Genomic DNA, 21,269 nt, shown 5'->3' with positions numbered 1-21,269 from the left:
AAGATTCATCTTATTGGTAATGAAGACCACATTCAGTTTTCACTTTTCCAGCCCATCTACCATCTCTTGAATCGCCACCATCCCCTACAGGTAACGTACATTTCTCACACCCAATACTTGGATAGCCAACATCATGCAACGGGTTATACGGCAAGCTATGTTTGTATACATATCGCCAAACTTCTTTCCACGTCCAATGAATGAGTGGACAAACTTTAATAGATTGAAAACGATGATCTTGATTTATAAACTTTGTATGCTTACGTGTTTCTGATTGTTCCCTTCTTAAGCCCGATATCCATGCTTTTTCCACGACTAATGATTTTTCTAAAGGTAAAATTTTTCTAATCTTACAACAAAGATTCGGATTGCTCTCCCACAGTTTTTCACCATGCAACTTCGCCTGTTCATCAAGTGTAAGTTCTGGCTGTTTTTCTATAATATTCAATGAAGGAAATCGTTCCCGCACTTTTCGAATTAATTCATACGTTTCTTGAAAATGAACATTTGTATCCAAAAATACAACTTTAGCAGATGGATTTACTTGGTTTATAATGTGCAGCAATACCATACCTTCCACCCCAAAGCTACATGCGTAGACAACCTCATCTTTATATTCTTTATAAGCCCAATTTAATACTGATAACGCACCTTTTGTTTCATCTTCTTCCGAAAACGAAACAACATTTTCTTCCCACGTTTCATACGTCAACATGTTTTTTCCCCCTGTAAAAGCAAAAAGACGGTTTTAACCTAATGAAAATAGGTTAAAACCGCCTCTAGTTTTTCTAGTCAGCGCTTTTCACTTTAAACGTACTTTTTCACTTTTCTCTAACTGAATTACTTTTCCATCTTGCACAACAATTGTAATTGAACCATATTTCATATCAGCAAGCATCGCTTCAATCTTCTCGGATACTTCATCAAAATGTTCCCGTACACTCACGCGAACAGCCCCCCTTTTTATTCATAAAAAAAATCTTTCCCATTTCGAAAAGACTGTTCGGTAATATATTTTACCTTATCTTTCAAAATGGATCCCATTTTGCTGGATTTAGCACCTTGCTTTCTATAAGCAGGTTGCCGAGCTTCTTCGGGCCAGTTCCCTCCGCTTCTCTTGATAAGCTTTGTATTTGTATTTTATCACAATTCTGATTTTTTTCAATCCTAGTTTTCCGATATATTTTAATTATTTTATTTTATAAAAAAGGAATTGTCCATTCGAACAACTCCTTTTCCTATTTAGACAAGCTCTTTAATACGTATGCGATCGTTCCCAATAATATTTTCATATGTTTCGCGTTCCACAACTACTTGCGATGTTCCGCCTTTTGCAAAGACAACGGCTGGTCTTCGAATCCGATTGTAATTATTCGCCATCGAGTACCCGTATGCTCCTGTACAGGAAACTGCTAGTAAATCAGAAGCAGCGACTTTCGGTAAATGAATATCCCAAATCAACATATCTCCACTCTCACAGCATTTCCCAGCAATCGAAACGAGTTCCTCATTCTCATCATTCCCTCGATTCGCTAACATCGCTTCATAACGCGCACTATATAAAGCAGGTCTTAAATTATCTGTCATTCCACCATCGACTGATACATATTTCCGAATACCAGGAATATCTTTCACAGATCCAACTGTATAAATTGTTGTCCCAGCATCACCTACAATGCTACGGCCTGGCTCAATCCATATTTCTGGCAATGGATATTCACATACAGTAAATTGTTCTCTCACTGCACTTGTTACAGCTCGCACATATGTCTCAAGAGTTAATGGTGTATCTGACTCTGTGTAACGTATTCCAAATCCCCCGCCTACATTTAACACTTTTACTACATAGTTTGTTTGCTCTCTCACTTCTTCTAAAAATTGGCGAAGAACTTCAATTGCTCGAACAAAACCAGCTGTTTCAAATATTTGCGACCCAATATGTGAATGGATCCCTAGCACATTATAATTTGATTTTTGTAAAGCAAATCCAATTGCCTGCATCGCTTGACCGTTTGAAACACCAAATCCAAATTTCGAATCATCTTGACCTGTTGTAATATATTCATGTGTGTGCGCCTCTACTCCAGGCGTTACACGAATTAATATGTTCACAAATTTCCCATGTTGCATCGCTAAATCGTGTAAAACTTCTAATTCAAAGAAATTATCTACGACAAAACAACCGATATTCGCCTGAAGAGCCATCACTATTTCTTCTTCTGTTTTATTATTTCCATGAAAATGAATACGTGATGCCGGAAATCCTGCTTGGAGCGCAGTATATAATTCTCCCCCAGAAACAACGTCTAATGACATACTCTCTTCACGAGCTACTCGGCACATCTCCATGCACAAGAACGCCTTGCTTGCATATGCTACTTGATAAGAGAAACCACTTTCTTTAAAAGCACGATGAAATGCTCGGCATTTTCCTCGAATAGACTCTTCATCGTATACATAAAGTGGTGTTCCGTATTGCTTTGCTAGCTGCGTCGTATCGCACCCTCCAATTTCTAAGTGTCCTTGCCCATTAATTCGGCTTGTGCCGTGTAAATACATTTAAATTCCTCCCTTATTTCCTCTAAAACTCATAACCCCAATCTTCTATTCATTGCAGCACGCTTTTAGATAGACAAAAAACGCGCGGAACAATGTTCACACGCGTTTCTTATTAGGAAAAATATATATTGAAAAAATAAACGAGTTGTTATCTCCTCAAAATAAGAAACCGCATCAACATCTCCAAATAGCTCTCCATAAAATAAATCTTATGACAGTACTACATTTATTCAATGCAGTCCCAATATATGAATAAGATGGTTATTCTTATATTTCGGCAATAGTCCCTTTCAACCTATGATCACAGATTCCATTAAATCTCCCATAGCTTACTCTTTCCTATCGCGGCCTCTACCTTTGAGAGTAGATGAGGTAAGTCTATTTAATTTTCAAACATCTAATTGTTGCTATTAACAATACCAAAGGACCATTTTATTTGTCAAACAATTTTTTATATTGTTTTTTTACAGTTTAGTTTCGTATCATTTGGTAAGCGCTTTACTGAAATCTTTGTCACTTCCCATTCGCCTTCTTCGTTATTAAATGTAATCGTTACCTTCTCAAATGGTGGAGCAATTTTCCCAGCAACACGTTCATACTTTGTCACTTCAATACTTGCTTGAAATAAATATGTACCGCTATACACTTTTTTTAAACTAATAATTTTAGGACATTGATAAGGTTTCAAACTTCCATATTGTTTTTCAATTGCTTTATTTATTTTTGGAAATAAAACAGAATAAAGTGCATCTTCCATAAGAGGTGCATCATATTGGGCTACCGACACACTCGGTGAAGTAAAAAGTATAACACTACTGCATGCTATAAAATATAATAATTTTCGCATTATAACCTCCGTATAATCACGCGATTCTTTCTGCGTACGATAATTATCATACATAGAAATTCTGTTTTATTGTCTCCCACCACTCTTTTTCTACTCGATTATTATAAAAAAGCCCACAACCTTCTTTTATTTTCGTATAATGATACTCATAGTATAATAATCATAATAACAAAGGACTGTTCGTATATATAAAATGAGTCGTTAAGCAAACTGACTCACAAGAACTGTCATGCTTTTTAGGAGAGGAGTATATTATGCTACAACATCTGTTTCCAAAACTGCGATTTGCACTCGTTGCAGTCGTTTTACTATGGATTAAAACATATATTGTGTACAAGCTAGCATTTGATATTAAAATTGATAATTTCTTTGAAGAATTCATGCTTTTTATCAATCCACTAGCTGCGTTACTTTTATTTTTCGGCTTAGCTTTACTTGCATCTAAGCACCGAAACCGAATTATAATTGGAATCAGTTTTATACTGTCATTTATTTTATTTGGAAACGCAATGTTTTATGGGTTCTATAACGATTTCGTTACTTTCCCGGTTTTATTCCAAACAAACAATATGGCTGATTTAGGGACAAGTATAAAAGAACTCTTTACGTACAAAACATTACTTTTATTTGCAGATGCAATTATTTTAATGTTTATTTCACGTAAATTCCCATCATTTGGCGACAAAACACCACTTTCCCGCTCAGAGAAGCGAACTTTCTTTAGCGGTGTAACAGCTTTATTAGCACTACAAATTGTTGTATCAGTTATTTATAAACCACAAATGTTCTCGCGCTCATTTGACCGTCAAACTGTCGTGAAGAATTTAGGTTTATACACATACCATCTATTTGATATTACGCTTCAATCCAAGTCTTCAGCTGAGCGTGTATTTGCAAGTGGGGATGGGTTTTCTGAAATTAAAAACTATACAGACTCAAAAGACAAACAAGTTGATAAAAACTTATTTGGAGCTGCAAAAGGTAAAAATGTAATTTTAATTTCAATGGAATCTACACAAAACTTTGTTATTAATAAAAAAATAAATGGAAAAGAAATTACACCATTTTTAAATGAATTTATTAAGGATAGTTTCTATTTCGATAACTTCTATCATCAAACTGGACAAGGCAAAACTTCTGATGCTGAATTTATCGTTGAAAACTCACTTTATCCGCTAGATCGTGGTTCTGTATTCTTTACTCATGCAACAAATGAATACACAGCGACACCAGAACAATTAAAGAAATACGGATATTCTTCTGCCGTCTTCCATTCAAACGATAAAACGTTTTGGAATCGGGATGTAATGTATCCTGCGCTTGGATATGATCGTTATTTTAATTTAAATGATTACGCAGGAACGGAGCAAATGTCTGTCGGTTGGGGATTAAAAGATAAAGAGTTCTTTGAACAATCTATTCCAAAGTTAAAATCTTTACCGCAACCGTTCTATACAAAATTTATTACATTAACAAATCATTTTCCGTTTCTTCTAAATCCGGAAGATCAATATGTTGATGAATTCAACTCGGAAAGTGGTGTTGTAAACCGCTACTTCCCAACTGTTCGTTACACAGATGAAGCTCTTAAATTATTTATTCAACAATTAAAAGAAGAAGGATTATATGATAATTCCGTTATTGTCATTTATGGTGATCATTACGGTATTTCCGAAAACCATAACACAGCTATGGCACAGTTCCTAGGAAAAGATACTATTACACCATTCGATTCTATGCAATTACAACGAGTTCCTCTTATTATTCATGTGCCTGGCCAAGAAGGAAAAGTTGTTTCTAAAGTATCCGGTCAAATTGATATTAAGCCAACGCTCCTTCATTTACTTGGTATTAAAACAAATAAATCCGTTGAATTTGGAACTGACTTATTTATTAAAGAGAAAGACCCGCTTATGGTAATGCGTGATGGTAGCTTTGTTTCTGAAGAGTATGTTTATACAAAAAATATGTGCTACAAAAGAAGTACGGGTGAAGAAGCTGACATGACGCTATGTCAGCCGTATATTGAAAAAGCAAAAACAGAATTAAAATTCTCCGACAAATTAATTTATGGAGATTTATTACGCTTCGATCCTAATAATCGATATAAAACTGGAACGATGACAACGAAATTTGAATAGTAAAGGAAGCAACTTTATACAAGTTGCTTCCTCTTTTTATTTTCACTTAATTTTCAAACCATCCTTCTATGAAATCTTTCACAAATTGGTAATTTCTTTCGTATGAGGAATAAATTTATGGTATGATAAAATAAGTAAACTTTCATACACTAATTAAGAATTTATTACAGAAAGCAAGGGATCAGATTTTGTATAGAGCAGCTATTCCAAACTTATTTACGCTCGGAAATTTATATAGCGGATTTTTATCAATCGGCTATGCATCTTTAGGATATTATAAATCAGCTGCTATTTTAGTACTTATCGGGATGATGTTAGATAGTCTTGATGGTCGTGTTGCTCGTTTATTACGTGTTGATTCACAAATGGGAAAAGAGCTCGACTCGCTTGCAGATGTCGTAACATTTGGTGCAGCACCAGCTGTTTTAATGTATTACACATCTTTCTCAAACTACGGAATCATCGGATTATACATAGCGGGATTATTCCCTCTTTTCGGAGCATATCGTTTAGCACGATTTAATGTAACACCATCTTCTACTTCAATGAAATATTTCACTGGAGTACCGATTACAGCAGCGGGAGGGCTTGTTGCTTTCTTAACATTATTTTCACATACCATTCCAAAAATCGTTCTTATTACCGTATTTGTAACGTTCGCATTTTTAATGGTGAGCCGCATTCGTATCCCAAGTTTAAAAGATGTACCAATTCCACGATATAGCATCATTATTACACTATTTTTAGTTGGAATCATTATTACAATGTATCAAACAGGATTTGGAAATTTTTCTGTTTTCTTATTCATTGCCATTCCACTATATATTTTGTACATGTTATCTCAATTCATTAGACAAAGACCGTCTAAAAAAGCGAATAAAGAAAAATAAGAAAACCTTCCAAGTCCGGAAGGTTTCTTTTTATTTTGTAACTAATACCTTTTGATTTACAGGTGTTACTGGCTCTTCGCCGTTTAATACAGCTAAAATATTTCTGACAGCCATTTCAGCCATCGCATCACGAGTTTCAAATGTTGCATTCCCTACATGTGGAGCAAGTACTACATTCTTTAATTCTTTTAGCTCTTCTGTAATTTTCGGTTCAAATTCAAACACGTCAAGAGCTGCTCCTTCAATTTCATTTGTTTTTAATGCATGAGCAAGTGCTGCTTCATTCATAATTGGTCCACGTGAAGCATTTACAATATACGCTGTTTTCTTCATCATTTTAAACTGCTCTTCATCAATCATATGATGTAATTTTGGATTATAAGCACAGTTAATTGTAATAAAGTCTGCTGTTTGTAATAATTCTTCCAACGTCACATACGTTGCTCCCAGTTCACTTTCAGCTTCAAGCTTACGATTTGGCCCTGTATATAAAACATCCATTCCAAATGCTTTCGCACGTTTTGCAACAGCCTTCCCAATTTCTCCAAGACCTATAATTCCGATTGTCTTACCATGAACTTCTCGTCCTAAGAAAAATAACGGTGCCCATCCGTTAAATCCAGTCGTACGACATAACGTATCCCCTTCAGGAATTCTACGCGCCGCTGCTAAAAGAAGTGCAAATGTTAATTCTGCAGTCGCTTCCGTTGATACTTTCGGTGTATTCGTAACTGCAATTCCTTTTTCGCCCGCATACGTGTAATCAATATTGTCGTAACCAGCACCATAGTTTGCAACAATCTTTAAATGAGGCGCTGCATCAATAACTTCTTTTGGCACCTTTGTCGAAAGTAAACTTAACAATGCATCTTTATCTTTTACACGCTCTGTTAATTCATCTATAGAAATTAACTCCTCTTTATTGTACATTTCTACATTATGATCTTTTAATAGTTCTAATCCAATTTCCGGAATTTTTCCCGCTACTAATATTTTTGCCACTACTAACACCTCTTCTATAGAAAATAAGACATCTCTTATATTTCATTGTAAGAAATCCACATATAAAAACCAAGGAATTTGATTATAGTTTTGAAAATCGACACTTTTCCATGAAAAAAGAGGAGATGCAACTCTCCCCTTTTCTTACGCTTTTTCCTGCGATTCTTTTCCGAGCTTCACATCAATAGTTCCTTCTGCAACCGTATCGCTAATTTGCTCCTCAATAACCGATTGAGATGCAGCATTCGTTTCAGAAGTATAAGCTTGTTGCTGTGCACCTTGTACATTTTGTTTATTTTGTTGTTTCGCCATTTCTTACCCTCCTTTTCATTCTTTCTTATTTTGAACAAAAAGGACCGTTTTCATCAAAAAATTGCGTTTCATTTTGAATTTGTTACTTCTTCTTCAAGCGACCTCATTACTCTTGCTCGCTTCGTAAATGTTGCAACCTGAGTAACACCGTGAGCTCGTAATGTTTGTACATTTTCTTGTACATAATTCCCTAAATCATTTGGGTAATGGGCATCCGAAGAAATCGTAATTGGAACACCATACTTAGCTAATACTTGTAAATATAGTGGACTTGGGCACATTTCACGAACAGGATAACGATAGTATAATCCTGCATTTATTTCTGTTGCCGTATTCGTTTCTACTAACGCACAGGCAATTTCCTCATAATAAGAAAGCTGTTCATTCTCATCCAATCGATAATTAAATACCTTTATATTATCAAGATGAGCGATAATATCAAATAACTCGGTACGAATCGCACTCTCAACTGTTTTAAAAAACATATCATATAATGCGCGTAGGTCATGCACCTCAAAATATTCTTTCGTATCTGGATTATCAAATCCCCAGCCATTTAGAAAATGAACGGAACCAATTACATAATCAAAGTCTCCTAGCGCTAATAATTCTTTTAACTCTCCTTCACAACCAATAAAATAATCCGCTTCAATTCCAAGTTTAAGTGTGACACCTCTTTTCCCCCATCGTTCTTTCGCCTCTTCAATTGCCTTTGTAAAATCATACAGTGAAACTACCCTTACTTGATCCAACCATTCTTTCTGTATACGACCGAGCTTAGAATCACTAATATCTACATATTTTTCATAATATCCTTTTGCTTCATGAAAACGATATAGATGATCAACAATTCCCACTTCTTTTATTCCTTTTCGTACAGCTTCTTCTAAATATAGATCTATCCATTCTGTTGTAAATGGCCCTTCCTTCACACGCTTTTGCAAACGCTCTTGTGTTTTCATAAGCCAATCAATAGAATGTCTTTCTTGAAGCGGTTCATAACATTCCAACGCTTCATTTATTTTAGCAAGCCATCCTATTGAATACGGTCCTTCTTCTAAGTGAAGATGATAATCTACTTTCATATACATTCCCCCTTATAATGTATCTATTTCCCTTCTATCCCCAACTCTCGAAAGCTTTCCATTTCGTTCTTTCACCTCTCGCATGACATCTTCCAATGCAATATTTTTTTCAGCTAATAAAACGAAACAGTGATAAAATACATCAACCATTTCTTTCACTACTTCTTCTTTATCATTATTTTTACATGCGATAATTACTTCAGCACACTCTTCACCAATCTTCTTTAAAATTTTATCTTCTCCTTTTGAAAATAAATAATTTGTATACGATTCAGGAAGTGGGCTTCCCTTTCGTTCTTCAATTGTTTTATACAGCAACTTAAAGGCATTTTCCATATGTATCCCCCTATATAATTTGATAGTGAAAACATGTCTTCTCTCCCGTATGACAAGCAGGTCCTACTTGTTTCACATTCACAACAATTGAATCTTGATCACAATCTAAATATAAAGATTGCACATATTGAACATTCCCTGATGTTTCCCCCTTATTCCATAACGACTGCCTCGAACGAGAATAAAACCATGTTCTTTTCGTCTCTAACGTTTTTTCATATGCTTCTTCATTCATATAAGCTAGCATTAAAACGTCTTTCGTACCTTCTTCGATGACAATTGCCGGTATTAATCCTTTTGAAAAATTAGGTTTCATAACCGCACCTCAATATTTGCATCTCTTAATTTTCGCTTTACACTATGCACTGTCGCCTCACCATAATGAAAGATGGATGCCGCTAACGCTGCATCAACTGTTGTCTTTTGAAAAACTTCTATAATATGATCCGTATGACCACAGCCCCCTGATGCGATGACTGGAATAGAAACACTTTTTGAAATTTCTTCTGTTAAACGAAGGTCATATCCGCTTTTCGTTCCATCTGCATCCATACTCGTTAACAAAATTTCACCTGCCCCAAGTTTAACAACACGATTCGCCCATTCTATGGCATCCATTCCTGTGTCAACTCTTCCGCCGTTGACGTATACGTTCCATTTATCTTCTGCTACTTTTCTAGCGTCAATTGCCACGACAATACACTGTGATCCAAAGTGTTCTGCGCCCTCTTCTATTAGCTTCGGGTTTCGCACTGCCGCTGAGTTTATTGAAACTTTGTCTGCTCCAGCTCTTAGTAAATTGTACATATCTTTCACACTTGAAATCCCCCCGCCAACCGTAAGAGGAATAAATACTTTAGCTGCTGTTTTTTCTACAACATCTATAATCGTTTTTCTTCCTTCATGAGTCGCTGTAATATCTAAAAATACGATTTCATCCGCCCCTGCCACGTTATATGCTTCAGCTATTTCAACCGGATCACCGACATCTTGTAATCCTATAAAATTTACACCCTTTACGACTCGCCCTTCTTTCACATCTAGACATGGAATAATTCGTTTCGCTAACATAACTTCGTTACCTGTAACACTTCTTCTAAATCAATCGTTTTCTCGTAAAGCGCCTTTCCAATTATGACACCATATATATTCATATCATTTAACTTTTTCACATCTTGAATAGATGCCACTCCTCCAGAGGCAATGAGACGAATGCCCACACTTTTTTGAAGTAACGCCAATTGTTCAAAATTTGGCCCTGCAAGCGTCCCGTCTTTCGAAATGTCTGTAAACACAATCGTTTGAACACCTAAACTTTCCATTTGTTTCGCTAAACTAATATAAGAAATTTCAGACAGATCAAGCCAACCTCTCGTTGCTACGAAACCATTTTTCGCATCAATTCCAACAATGATTTTCTCTTTATATAGACGAACTGCTTCCTCTAAAAATGACTTATCATAAAGAGCTGCTGTTCCTAAAATCACTTTTTCTACACCTACTGACAATAACTTCTCCACCGCTACAAGTGAACGAATTCCTCCTCCCACTTGCACAGGAATACGTACCGCCTTGCAGATTTTTTCAATGACGGGCAAATTTAACGACTCGCCAGCAATTGCACCGTCTAAATCAACAATGTGTAGTATTTCCGCTCCAAGCTTTTCAAATATGATTGCCTGCGCTACCGGATCTTCATTCATCACCGTTTCTTTACTAAACTCTCCTTGATAAAGTCTAACGCATCGTCCTTCTTTTAAATCGATAGCTGGGAAGATTTCCATGCTTCTACCACCCCTTGAAAATTTTTTAATATTTGCATGCCAATTTCACCACTTTTTTCTGGATGAAACTGTGCACCAAATACATTTCCTTTCGCTACAAACCCTGGTACTTGCATTCCATAATCACTTACTCCGCATACAATTTCATCTGGACAATCCGCGTAATATGAGTGAACATAATACACGAAAGAACCATCCACTAATCCATTCCAAAGCGGAAATTCTCTTTCCTTCCTTAATTCATTCCATCCCATATGAGGAATTTTATACGAAACTTTTAACTTACGAATTTCCCCTGGTAGTAAACCTAACCCGCTACAATCTTTTAGTTCCTCACTTCGTTCAAATAAAAGCTGCATGCCCAAACATATACCGAGGAGTGGTTTTCCTATATCACAAACCTCTTTTAGTACACACACTAAATCTCTTTCTTCTAATACGTCCATCGCTTTCGGAAATGCACCTACTCCCGGTAAAATCACGCCATCGCTTCTCAATATCTCTTTTTTATTACTCGTTACAATGTACTCTGCGCCAATATATTTTAATGCTTGCTCTACACTGCGAATATTCCCCATTCCATAATCTATAATGGCAATCAATTACAACATCCCTTTCGTTGAATTTACACCAGTAATGTTGGCATTTTTTTCGACCGCTTCTCTAAGCGCTCTACCAAAAGCTTTAAATAATGCTTCAATTTTGTGATGCGTATTACTTCCGTATAGAACGCGCGCATGTAATGTAATATTGGCAGCATGTGCAACTGCTCTAAAAAATTCTTCCGTCAATTCTGTATCAAAATCCCCAAGCTTCGGATTTGTTAATTCCCCTTGAAATACACAATATGAGCGTCCACTTATATCAATTGCGACAAATCCTAAAGATTCATCCATCGGTACATACGCAGAACCGTAACGATTAATTCCCTCTTTGTTTTGCAATGCTTCTTTCAAGCAATTTCCGAGTACAATTCCAACATCTTCAACGGTGTGATGTGCATCGACAAATACATCACCTTCTGCTTCAACTTGCAATCCAAATCTTCCATGTCTAGCAAATAAAGTAAGCATATGATCGAAAAAACCAACCCTCGTTTGAATAGATACATTTGTACTTTCATCAAGCTGCAAACTTAATTTAATTTTTGTTTCTGTCGTCTCACGTACTTGACTGGACTGACGCATTATTGTTCCTCCTCAAACCTTATTTGGATTGCTCTCGCATGTGCATGTAACCCTTCTTTATTTGCAAGCTCTACAATATGATGCTGTACATTTTTTAATGCTTCCTCCGTATAAGAAATAAAACTTGATTTTTTCACGAAATCATCGACTGATAACGGAGAAAAAAATCTTGCCGTTCCGCTCGTTGGTAATACATGATTCGGTCCCGCTAAATAATCCCCGAGCGGTTCAGGTGCATATGACCCAAGGAAAATAGAACCTGCATGTTTCACATAATCTAGAGCATTCATCGGTTCTTTTATATGTAACTCTAAATGTTCTGGAGCAATTTCATTTGATAACTTTAGCGCCTCCTCTAAAGAAGGAACGATAAAGATGGCTCCATTTCTATTTATTGATTCACGTGCAATTTCACTTCTTGGTAACGTTTCTAACTGTCTTTCTACCTCTTTTTCTACTTCTTTAGCTAGTTCTATATTCGTTGTAATACAAATCGCCGTTGCTCTCTCATCATGCTCTGCTTGCGATAATAAATCCGCTGCGATATATTTTGCATTACCTGTTTCATCCGCGACAACTACAATTTCTGATGGACCAGCAATCATATCGATATTTACTATTCCGTATACTTCTCGTTTCGCTAGAGCGACGTACAAATTTCCCGGTCCAACTATTTTATCCACTTTCGGAATCGATTCCGTCCCGTATGCTAAAGCAGCAATTGCTTGTGCGCCACCTATCGTATAAATTTCATCTACTCCCGCAAGATCTGCAGCAGCTAATATATGCGGATCAATTCCTCCTTTCCTCGGCGGTGTTACCATTACAATCTTTTTCACACCTGCGAGTTTCGCCGGCAATACATTCATTAATACTGAAGAAGGATATGAGGCTGTCCCACCCGGTACATATACACCTACATTTTCTAACGGCCGAATGAGTTGCCCTCTAATTATCCCTTTACTTTCACAATCGAATATTGAGTGCTTCTTTTGCTTTTCGTGATACGAAACAACGTTTTTCTTCGCCTCTTTTAAAGCTTCTAAAAATGAATTCTCTACAAACATACTCGCTTGCTGTATTTCTTCTTCACTTACACGAAAATCTTTCATCTCTACACCATCAAACTTTTTTGTATAGAAAGATAAAGCCTCATCTTTCCCTTCCCTTACATGTCTAATGATTTCTCTTACACTTCTTTGAACAGTTTCTTCTATTATATTAGCGTTTTCTCTTAGCACTTTTATTTTAGATAATGCCTCCTTAAATTCTTCATAAATGATTTCCATTTTAAATCCTCCTATTTCCTTGATAAGATTTCTTGCTCCATCATATTTATAATGCTGAATATTTCGTCTTTTTTAGTTTTTAAGGCTGCCTTATTTACAATCATCCGAGCCGATATAAAGTACATTTCCTCAAATACAATGAGTCCATTCTCTTGTAATGTTTTTCCTGTTTCAACAATATCTACAATCGCATCTGCCAATCCAAGAAGAGGAGCGATTTCTACAGAACCTTCTATCTTAATAATTTCTACATCCTCTCCCTTATCATGATAATAAGTAGAAGTAATATGGGGGTATTTCGTAGCGATTCTTTTCTTCCGGTAACTCTTCGGATTATACGTAGGAATAGAAGCAACACAAAACTTACAAATCCCCACTCCTAAATCCAGCATTTCATAAATATCTTTCTCGTTTTCCATTAAAATATCTTTTCCAACGATGCCAATATCAGCTACCCCATGTTCTACATAAGTAGCAACATCAATCGCTTTTACTAAAATAAATGAAACATTTGTATTTTTACTTTGAAATACAAGCTTCCGACCTTTATTTTTGAGCTCGGAACAATCAATTCCAATCTGCTCAAAAAGTGGAATGACATGTTTTTCTAATCTTCCTTTCGTTAACGCAATTTGAATGTTACGCATGAAGCCTCTCCTTCTTTCTGGACTACCCATTTCTCATTCCATACATATTCCACTAAGTATTCATTCTTTGCCTCAACGACCGTTCCTATTTTATTTTTTCTTGCAAATTGAAAGGTATCGCTTAAATTAGAGAATAGAGATAACCAAGCATTTTTCCCATCCTTTCGAAGTAAATTTCGTAGCCTTTCTGCTTCCGCTAATCTATTTAACTCATAATGAATCACAATATCAATTTGATTTCGTTCATATGGTTCTTGCTGCTCTTGCAGCGCCTTCACAATTTGATTTACTTGTACCGCGAGTCCAACAGCTGGCAGCATTTCTCCAAAATTCCCAATTAGCTCATCGTACCTTCCGCCACTAACGATTTCTTCTCCAATTTCATATATATATCCTTTGAAAATAACACCCGTATAGTAATCTAAGTGTTGAATCATGCCCAAATCAATTGATATGTAAGAACCATATCCTAACATTTCAATTGTTTCATACATTTCTTTTACTCTTGCAATTGCCATTTTCATTTCATTACTTGAAGCAAGCTTTTCTGCTTCCTCAATAACTTCTAAATTTCCAAATAGCCTTGGCAATTTCTCAAGTAATCTTACTGTCTCATCGCATCGATCTAATTTCTTTTCTCCGATAAAATTTGAGAGGGCTGCATAATTTTTACTTTCTATATACGTTCTAAGTACCCTTTCTTCTTCATCCTGGATGGAGAGTTTTTTTACAATACATTTATATAACTGTACTTGCCCAATCTCAATTGTAAAAGATTGCACCTTCAACTTTTGAAGTGCTTGAATGACACTTATTACACATTCAATTTCAGCTCTTACATTATCAATCCCGATAACTTCAATACCACTTTGTACGATTTCATTATATTTTCCAGAATGGGATTCATTCGCTCGAAATACATTCCCGCTATACGTCACTTTAAGTGGCGTATCCCATCTCTGTGTTCCAATAACTCTCGCTAAAGGAATTGTCATATCTGGACGTAAAACGATAATCCTTCCCTTTTCATCAAAAAATTTATACATCTTCTCTTCATCTATCGGTCTATTTTGAAATGCAAAAACATCATAAAATTCAATTGTAGGTGTTCTTATTTCCTCATAACCTCTCTCTAAAAAAGTAAGCCTTAATTTTTGTTCTACTTCTTCAATTAACGTACATTCTTCGAATAAATAATCTCTCGTTCCATTCGGGTTTGCTCGTTTCCATTTTGTCATCTAAATTTTCACACCTTTCCCCTTCTAATGTATGCCTATTTCATTCCCCTAAGCCGAAAATAAAAAGAGCCTTGTAGACAAAATACCTACAAGGCTCTTCAGTAGAGTGTAGGTACAACGGGAATAACCCTTGTACCTACACGTTTTCACGCTAGGTTCAAGGGTTTCATGTATGATGATGTAGTTGTGTAAGCATTGTAATAGATTGCACGATATTCATAATACTTACTCCCTTTCTCCTCTGATTTTCACATAGTATATAACAGTTAATTTTGAATGTAAATACATTTTTAATATTCCGTCATTTTTTTTAATGTAAAGCCACTTTTCTTTCATACTCTTTTATTTCTTGTTCATATTGCATTGTAATACTAATTTCATCTAAACCATTTAATAACTTCTCTTTCCACATTTTCTCGATCGTAAAATGGAATCTATGCGTATTCGTTGTCATTATTTCATTTTCTAAATCAACTGTAATTTGTTCCCTCGCATCTGTTTTAGCAAGTTGTTCACGCATATCTTTATCCATTACAATCGGTAACATGCCATTCTTCATACAATTCATATAAAAGATATCGGCAAATCCTCCAGCGATAATAACGCGGAAACCATAATCAGCAAGTGCCCATGGAGCATGTTCTCTTGACGAGCCACATCCAAAATTATCACCTGTGATTAATATGCTGGCTCCTTTTCTTTCTTGTGCATTAAGCGGGAAATTAGGGTTTTCTTGGCGATTATTATCATATCGCCACTCATCAAATAAAAACTTCCCAAACCCAGTTCTTTCAATTCTCTTTAAATATTGCTTCGGAATAATTTGATCTGTATCAATGTTATCATTCATCAGTACTGCGGCAGTACCTTTATGAATACGAAATGGCTCCATCATAACTCTCCTTTCTAATATCAACAAAATGACCATATAACGCAGCCGCTGCCGCCATTGCCGGGCTAACTAAATGCGTTCGTGCTCCCTTTCCTTGTCTTCCTTCAAAATTGCGATTGGACGTAGAGGCACAATGTTCTCCTTCAGGCACTTGATCTGGATTCATACCTAGACACATTGAGCATCCGGGCTCTCTCCATTCAAATCCAGCTTCTTCAAATATGCGATGTAATCCTTTATGCATCGCTGCTTCTCTTACCCTTCGAGATCCAGGTACAACAAGTGCTCGCACACCTTCTTTTACTTTTTTACCTTTCACGACAGATGCAGCAATTTCTAAGTCAGAAAGCCTGGAATTTGTACAAGATCCAATGAAAACATGTTGAACTGGAATGTCATACGTACTTTGTCCGGGACTCAATCCCATATAAGAAAACGCTCTTTCATCATTTGCATCATGCTTTTCTGGCAATTTCTCATCGATCCGAACACCCATACTAGGATTTGTTCCCCACGTAACGTACGGCGCTAAATCCGTAACATCTACTAGAATATGTAAATCATAAACTGCATCTAAATCTGTATAAAGTTCTGACCATTTTTTCTTAATAGATTCATAGTCTTTCGGTGCATATTTACGCCCTTTTACGTAAGCAAACGTTTTTTCATCTGGTGCAATAATGCCAGCCTTTGCTCCCCCTTCAATTGCCATATTGCAAAGCGTCATCCTCTCTTCCATATCCATAGCATGAATGGCCTCTCCATAAAATTCCATTACGTAACCTGTTCCAACTGCTACTCCGTACTTTGAAAGAAGGTGTAAAATAATATCTTTCGCATAGACACCTTGCGGTAACTTCCCTTTTAACTCAATGCCCATCGCTTTCGGCTTTCGTTGCCATAACGTTTGCGTTGCCAATACATGTTCCACTTCACTCGTACCAATACCAAACGCTAGTGCGCCAAAAGCACCGTGTGTTGCTGTATGACTATCACCACAAACAATCGTTTTTCCTGGCTGTGTGAGTCCAAGTTCTGGTCCTATTACATGAACGATCCCTTGCTCTTCATCTCCGATATCCGCTAATGGCACCTGAAATTGTTTACAGTTTTGCCGAAGTGTATCTAGTTGCTGCTTCGCAATGCGGTCGGTAATATTCCAAACATCTTTCGTTGGAATATTATGATCCATCGTTGCAAATGTTAAATCTGGTCTGCGGACTGTTCGATTTGTAAGCCGCAAGCCTTCAAAGGCTTGCGGTGACGTTACTTCATGAACAAGATGTAGATCGATATATAATAAATCCAATCCATTTTCATTAGTCGCAACTACATGTCTTTCCCAAAGCTTATCTAGTAACCTTTTTCCCATTATCTCCCTCTCCCTACTAACGCTTGCTCTTCCATTTCTTGAATAACTGCCTTTGTAAATGAAGTTGTCGTTTCAGTCCCCCCGATATCTGCTGTACATTTCCCTGATTTAAGGACTGCAGAAACTGCTTCTTCAATTGCATATCCTTCTCTCGTTAATCCGAACGATTGCCCAAGCATCATTGCAACAGAACGCATCATCGCAATTGGATTCGCCTTATTTTCCCCCGCAATATCCGGTGCTGATCCGTGAATAGGCTCGTATAATGAAGGTCCCTTTTCAGCGTGACTTGCTGATGGAAGCATTCCTAATGATCCAGCTAATACTGAAGCCTCATCACTTAAAATATCACCAAATAAATTTTCCGTTACAATAACGTCAAATCTTCCTGGATTCCGAATTAATTCCATAGCTGCTGCATCTACTAAAATGTGTTCTACTTCCACATTTGGGTAGCGAAGTGCTACTTCTTCTGTCACAGTTCTCCATAATTTACTAGACTCTAAAACATTCGCTTTATCAATAGATGTTACTTTTTTCTTCCGCTTATTTGCTAATTGAAAAGCATACGAAACGATACGTTCAATTTCATGGCGATGATACGTAAGTGTATCTGTCGCCACTTCTTCCGTTCGCTCTTTCGGATAAGAAAAATAAATTCCGCCTGTTAATTCACGAACGACAACGAAATCAATTTCATCAGCGTTTTTTAATGGTGATAAATGTGCAGTTGCACTTTCTACCGTTACAGGGCGAACATTCGCAAATACACCGAGTCCTTTTCTTAATGCTAATAATCCTTTCTCAGGCCTTTCTTTCGCACTATCCCACCTTGGTCCACCTACTGCTCCAAGTAAAACCGCATCACTCGCTAAACAGGCGGCAAGTGTTCGCTGTGGTAATGGTTGCCCAGTTAAATCGATAGCAACACCACCAAAGTACTCATCTTGCAAATGAAAATGATGTCCATATAGCCTTTCTACCATATGCAATACTTCCTTCGCACTCTCCATTACTTCTGGACCGACACCATCACCAGCTAAACAAACGATACGTTTTTCCATTTTTAACACTCCTTTTAACCGAATTTTCAGAACTTTAATTTGATAGGTGAGGAAAGCTTCTCTCACCTATCAATTATTTATTTCACAAGCGCTATAAGAGATTTTAATTTCCCTGCTGCATGGACATAAGCTCTCGCCGACGCTTCCAATACGTCTTGCGCAACTCCGAAACCTGATATTTGGTGACTACCTTCTTTTAATTCAACATGAACGTGAGCAAGTGCATCTTGACCTTGTGTAATAGATTGTATGCGATAATCTGCCAATTCACATTCTAATCCTAAAATTCTTTGAATCGCATTGTATATCGCTTCAATACTACCAGAACCAGTGGCTGCATCTTCATATACATTTCCTTCCTCATCCTTCAACACAACTGTTGCGCATTGTGTACTATTTGATACGAAATGCACTTGTAATTGCGTAATGTTATATTGCTGAGCTGCAAATGCTGCTTCACCAAGCATAAGTGCGCGTAAATCTTCTTCAGTAATTTCCTTTTTACGATCAGCCAATTTTTTAAATGCTTCGAATGCCGCATCTCGCTCTTCATTTGTAAATTCATAACCAAGCTCTTTCATTTTTTCCGTAAACGCATGACGGCCAGAGTGTTTCCCAAGTACAAAGAGATTTTGAGATTCTCCTATAAGCGCTGGTTCGATAATTTCATAAGTTGTTACTTCTTTTAAAACCCCGTCTTGGTGGATGCCCGATTCATGAGCAAATGCATTCGCTCCAACGATTGCTTTATTTTTCGGTACAACCATACCCGTTAACCTGCTTACTAATATACTCGTCGCCTTAATTTCTTTTAAAGTCATCGAAGGCTCTGCTTTATAAAAATCTTTTCTAATATGAAGAGCTACCGCAACTTCTTCTAACGCTGCATTCCCTGCTCTTTCTCCAATGCCATTAATCGTTCCTTCTACTTGCAATGCTCCCCCTTCAACCGCAGCTAACGAATTTGCTACTGCCATACCAAGATCATCGTGACAATGACAAGAAAAAATCGCTTTTTCATATGATGGAACGGATTCTTGTAAGTATTTAAAAAGAGAATAATACTCTTCCGGATTTGTATATCCAACTGTATCCGGAATATTAATTACATTCGCTCCTGCTCGAATCGCAATTTCTACTGCTTCAGCTAAAAATGCTCTCGATGTTCTTGTCGCATCTTCTGCAGAAAATTGTACTGTCGGAAATAATGATTTTCCGAGCGTAACCGAGCGATGAATACTATTTAACACATCTTCTTTTGACATACAAAGTTTATATTTCATATGAATATCACTCGTAGCTAGAAATACGTGTAGACGAGGAGATACAGCGCCTTTCACAGCTTCATATGCTCTTCGAATGTCACTTTCTTTCGCTCTAGCTAAACTCATAACCGTAGCATTTTGAATTGTATTCGCAATACGTTTTACCGATTGGAAGTCGCCTTCGGAAGCTGCCGCGAATCCAGCTTCCATTACATGAATACCAAGCCTCTCTAATTGCCTAGCAATTTGTAATTTCTCTTGTTCATTTAAATTTACTCCTGGTGATTGTTCGCCATCACGAAGCGTTGTATCCATGAACAAAACCTGCTTCATATTATTTAACCCCTACCTTTACTCGCGGCTGTACGAAAGGCATCATTTCACGTAATTTACGTCCAACTACTTCGATTTCATGTTTATTCTCTTTCTCATTTGTCGCATGGAAATTTGGTCTTCCTGCTTTATGTTCTGCAATCCACCCTCTTGCAAATGTACCATCTTGAATTTCTGCTAATACTGCCCCCATCGCTTTCTTCGTATCTTCAGTCACAACGCGTGGTCCTGATACGAAGTCTCCCCACTGCGCTGTATCTGAAACTGAATATCTCATATTTTCAAGTCCACCTTCGTACATAAGGTCAACGATTAGCTTCAATTCATGTAAACATTCAAAATATGCAAGTTCAGGCTGATATCCCGCATCAACTAACGTTTCAAACCCTGCTTTTACAAGTGCAGTCACTCCGCCGCAAAGTACAGCTTGCTCTCCAAACAAATCTGTTTCTGTTTCTTCTTTAAACGTCGTTTCTAGTACACCAGCTCTCGTTGCTCCAATTCCGTCAGCATAAGAAAGTGCTTTTTCAGTCGCAACTCCTGTTGCATCTTGATATACTGCAAATAATGCAGGAACAGCCCCGCCCTCGGCGAACGTACGGCGTACGAGATGCCCTGGTCCTTTTGGCGCTACTAGAAATACATCTACATTAGCTGGTGGTTTTACTTGATCAAAGTGAACATTAAATCCATGTGCGAACACGAGAGAGTTTCCAGCCTGTAAATTTGGTGCAATTTCAGCTTCATATACTTCTGGTTGTAATTCATCAGGCAATAGAATCATTACTACATCAGCTTTTTCCGCAGCTTCTGCTACTGTATATACAGAAAACCCATCTTCATTCGCTTTATCCCAAGACTTACCTTTTCTTAAACCTACTACTACATCAAATCCGTTATCACGTAAATTTTGCGCATGCGCATGACCTTGCGAGCCATATCCGATGATTGCTACTTTCTTTTCCTTTAATACATTTACTGTTACATCTTTCTCATAATAAACTTTTGCCATTTTCATTTCCCCCT

23 protein-coding genes and 2 riboswitches are annotated in these 21,269 nt (G+C 37.0%); of the genes, 2 read left to right on the top strand and 21 right to left on the bottom strand.

The features are described 5' to 3' along the window. Nucleotides 1–10: 10 nt before the first annotated feature. The 4 genes from V6946_RS07540 to V6946_RS07525 all read right to left on the bottom strand — a co-directional run bounded on the left by V6946_RS07540 (nt 11) and on the right by V6946_RS07525 (nt 3,406). Nucleotides 11–715 carry a phosphoadenylyl-sulfate reductase gene (locus V6946_RS07540; protein WP_000959022.1) on the bottom strand — a complete coding sequence of 235 codons (705 nt, stop codon included), beginning with the start codon at nt 713–715 and terminating at the stop codon, nt 11–13. Nucleotides 716–802: 87 nt separating this feature from the next. Continuing rightward, nucleotides 803–946, bottom strand: a complete 144-nt coding sequence (locus V6946_RS07535; RefSeq protein ID WP_000116158.1) for a YezD family protein — start codon at nt 944–946, stop codon at nt 803–805. A gap of 72 nt (nt 947–1,018) precedes the next feature. Then, nucleotides 1,019–1,127, bottom strand: a riboswitch (SAM riboswitch). Nucleotides 1,128–1,242: 115 nt separating this feature from the next. Beyond that, complete coding sequence (lysA, locus tag V6946_RS07530) at nt 1,243–2,559, bottom strand: diaminopimelate decarboxylase (protein WP_000280676.1); 1,317 nt, start codon at nt 2,557–2,559, stop codon at nt 1,243–1,245. A gap of 180 nt (nt 2,560–2,739) precedes the next feature. Then, nucleotides 2,740–2,921: riboswitch (Lysine riboswitch) on the bottom strand. An 89-nt stretch (nt 2,922–3,010) separates the two neighbouring features. Beyond that, entirely contained in the window at nt 3,011–3,406 is a 396-nt protein-coding gene (locus tag V6946_RS07525; protein ID WP_001228823.1) for a DUF3888 domain-containing protein, read from the bottom strand. Between the two features lie 254 nt (nt 3,407–3,660). On the opposite strand from V6946_RS07525, the gene V6946_RS07520 reads away from it, so the two are divergent. Both V6946_RS07520 and pssA read left to right on the top strand, forming a co-directional pair. Further along, entirely contained in the window at nt 3,661–5,547 is a 1,887-nt protein-coding gene (locus V6946_RS07520) for an LTA synthase family protein (RefSeq protein ID WP_000939079.1), read from the top strand. 188 nt (nt 5,548–5,735) lie between these two features. Then, a complete protein-coding gene (gene pssA / locus V6946_RS07515) occupies nt 5,736–6,437 on the top strand; it encodes a CDP-diacylglycerol--serine O-phosphatidyltransferase (RefSeq protein WP_000285417.1) in 702 nt (233 codons plus the stop codon). 30 nt (nt 6,438–6,467) lie between these two features. Here the strand turns inward: pssA and V6946_RS07510 are convergent, their stop codons facing one another. The 17 genes from V6946_RS07510 to ilvC all read right to left on the bottom strand — a co-directional run bounded on the left by V6946_RS07510 (nt 6,468) and on the right by ilvC (nt 21,255). Further along, nucleotides 6,468–7,439, bottom strand: coding sequence for an NAD(P)-dependent oxidoreductase (locus V6946_RS07510; RefSeq protein WP_001062858.1), 972 nt, complete (start codon nt 7,437–7,439; stop codon nt 6,468–6,470). 144 nt (nt 7,440–7,583) lie between these two features. Next, a complete protein-coding gene (locus V6946_RS07505; protein ID WP_001118878.1) occupies nt 7,584–7,751 on the bottom strand; it encodes a YozQ family protein in 168 nt (55 codons plus the stop codon). 68 nt (nt 7,752–7,819) lie between these two features. After that, nucleotides 7,820–8,836, bottom strand: coding sequence for a histidinol phosphate phosphatase domain-containing protein (locus tag V6946_RS07500; protein WP_000861838.1), 1,017 nt, complete (start codon nt 8,834–8,836; stop codon nt 7,820–7,822). 12 nt (nt 8,837–8,848) lie between these two features. After that, the gene (gene hisE / locus V6946_RS07495) at nt 8,849–9,172 is read right to left on the bottom strand and encodes a phosphoribosyl-ATP diphosphatase (RefSeq protein WP_000426358.1); all 324 of its coding nucleotides are present in this window, start codon (nt 9,170–9,172) and stop codon (nt 8,849–8,851) included. A 10-nt stretch (nt 9,173–9,182) separates the two neighbouring features. Beyond that, complete coding sequence (gene hisI / locus V6946_RS07490) at nt 9,183–9,488, bottom strand: phosphoribosyl-AMP cyclohydrolase (protein ID WP_000803955.1); 306 nt, start codon at nt 9,486–9,488, stop codon at nt 9,183–9,185. Continuing rightward, nucleotides 9,485–10,243 (bottom strand): imidazole glycerol phosphate synthase subunit HisF, encoded by a 759-nt coding sequence (gene hisF / locus V6946_RS07485; RefSeq protein WP_000880112.1) that lies wholly within the window; start codon nt 10,241–10,243, stop codon nt 9,485–9,487. The genes hisI and hisF overlap by 4 nt, the downstream gene beginning before the upstream one ends. Further along, nucleotides 10,237–10,956: a 1-(5-phosphoribosyl)-5-[(5-phosphoribosylamino)methylideneamino]imidazole-4-carboxamide isomerase gene (hisA, locus tag V6946_RS07480; protein ID WP_000402296.1), complete on the bottom strand. Its 720-nt coding sequence runs from the start codon at nt 10,954–10,956 to the stop codon at nt 10,237–10,239. The genes hisF and hisA overlap by 7 nt, the downstream gene beginning before the upstream one ends. After that, complete coding sequence (gene hisH, locus V6946_RS07475; RefSeq protein ID WP_000560361.1) at nt 10,929–11,558, bottom strand: imidazole glycerol phosphate synthase subunit HisH; 630 nt, start codon at nt 11,556–11,558, stop codon at nt 10,929–10,931. The genes hisA and hisH overlap by 28 nt, the downstream gene beginning before the upstream one ends. Then, nucleotides 11,559–12,143, bottom strand: coding sequence for an imidazoleglycerol-phosphate dehydratase HisB (gene hisB, locus V6946_RS07470; RefSeq protein WP_001249960.1), 585 nt, complete (start codon nt 12,141–12,143; stop codon nt 11,559–11,561). It lies immediately after the preceding gene. Then, nucleotides 12,143–13,432 (bottom strand): histidinol dehydrogenase, encoded by a 1,290-nt coding sequence (gene hisD, locus V6946_RS07465; RefSeq protein ID WP_000402930.1) that lies wholly within the window; start codon nt 13,430–13,432, stop codon nt 12,143–12,145. The genes hisB and hisD overlap by 1 nt, the downstream gene beginning before the upstream one ends. Nucleotides 13,433–13,443: 11 nt before the next feature. Then, nucleotides 13,444–14,079 (bottom strand): ATP phosphoribosyltransferase, encoded by a 636-nt coding sequence (gene hisG / locus V6946_RS07460; RefSeq protein ID WP_001244488.1) that lies wholly within the window; start codon nt 14,077–14,079, stop codon nt 13,444–13,446. After that, nucleotides 14,055–15,317 carry an ATP phosphoribosyltransferase regulatory subunit gene (locus V6946_RS07455; RefSeq protein ID WP_000170296.1) on the bottom strand — a complete coding sequence of 421 codons (1,263 nt, stop codon included), beginning with the start codon at nt 15,315–15,317 and terminating at the stop codon, nt 14,055–14,057. Before V6946_RS07455 ends, hisG begins: the two co-directional genes overlap by 25 nt. Before the next feature lie 310 nt (nt 15,318–15,627). After that, nucleotides 15,628–16,209, bottom strand: a complete 582-nt coding sequence (gene leuD / locus V6946_RS07450) for a 3-isopropylmalate dehydratase small subunit (protein WP_000433189.1) — start codon at nt 16,207–16,209, stop codon at nt 15,628–15,630. Further along, entirely contained in the window at nt 16,187–17,581 is a 1,395-nt protein-coding gene (gene leuC, locus V6946_RS07445; RefSeq protein WP_006926373.1) for a 3-isopropylmalate dehydratase large subunit, read from the bottom strand. The genes leuD and leuC overlap by 23 nt, the downstream gene beginning before the upstream one ends. After that, nucleotides 17,581–18,645 carry a 3-isopropylmalate dehydrogenase gene (gene leuB / locus V6946_RS07440; RefSeq protein WP_006926374.1) on the bottom strand — a complete coding sequence of 355 codons (1,065 nt, stop codon included), beginning with the start codon at nt 18,643–18,645 and terminating at the stop codon, nt 17,581–17,583. The genes leuC and leuB overlap by 1 nt, the downstream gene beginning before the upstream one ends. A 77-nt stretch (nt 18,646–18,722) precedes the next feature. After that, the gene (gene leuA / locus V6946_RS07435; protein ID WP_000815753.1) at nt 18,723–20,243 is read right to left on the bottom strand and encodes a 2-isopropylmalate synthase; all 1,521 of its coding nucleotides are present in this window, start codon (nt 20,241–20,243) and stop codon (nt 18,723–18,725) included. A 1-nt stretch (nt 20,244) separates the two neighbouring features. After that, on the bottom strand, nt 20,245–21,255 hold the full coding sequence (ilvC, locus tag V6946_RS07430) for a ketol-acid reductoisomerase (RefSeq protein WP_001151741.1): 1,011 nt from the start codon (nt 21,253–21,255) through the stop codon (nt 20,245–20,247). Nucleotides 21,256–21,269 lie beyond the last annotated feature (14 nt).

This window comes from Bacillus sp. PPSBB_2 (genome assembly GCF_045291115.1).
In the GTDB taxonomy this organism is placed as follows: Bacteria; Bacillota; Bacilli; order Bacillales; family Bacillaceae_G; genus Bacillus_A; species Bacillus_A cereus.
This window is presented reverse-complemented; position numbering and strand designations above follow the sequence as displayed.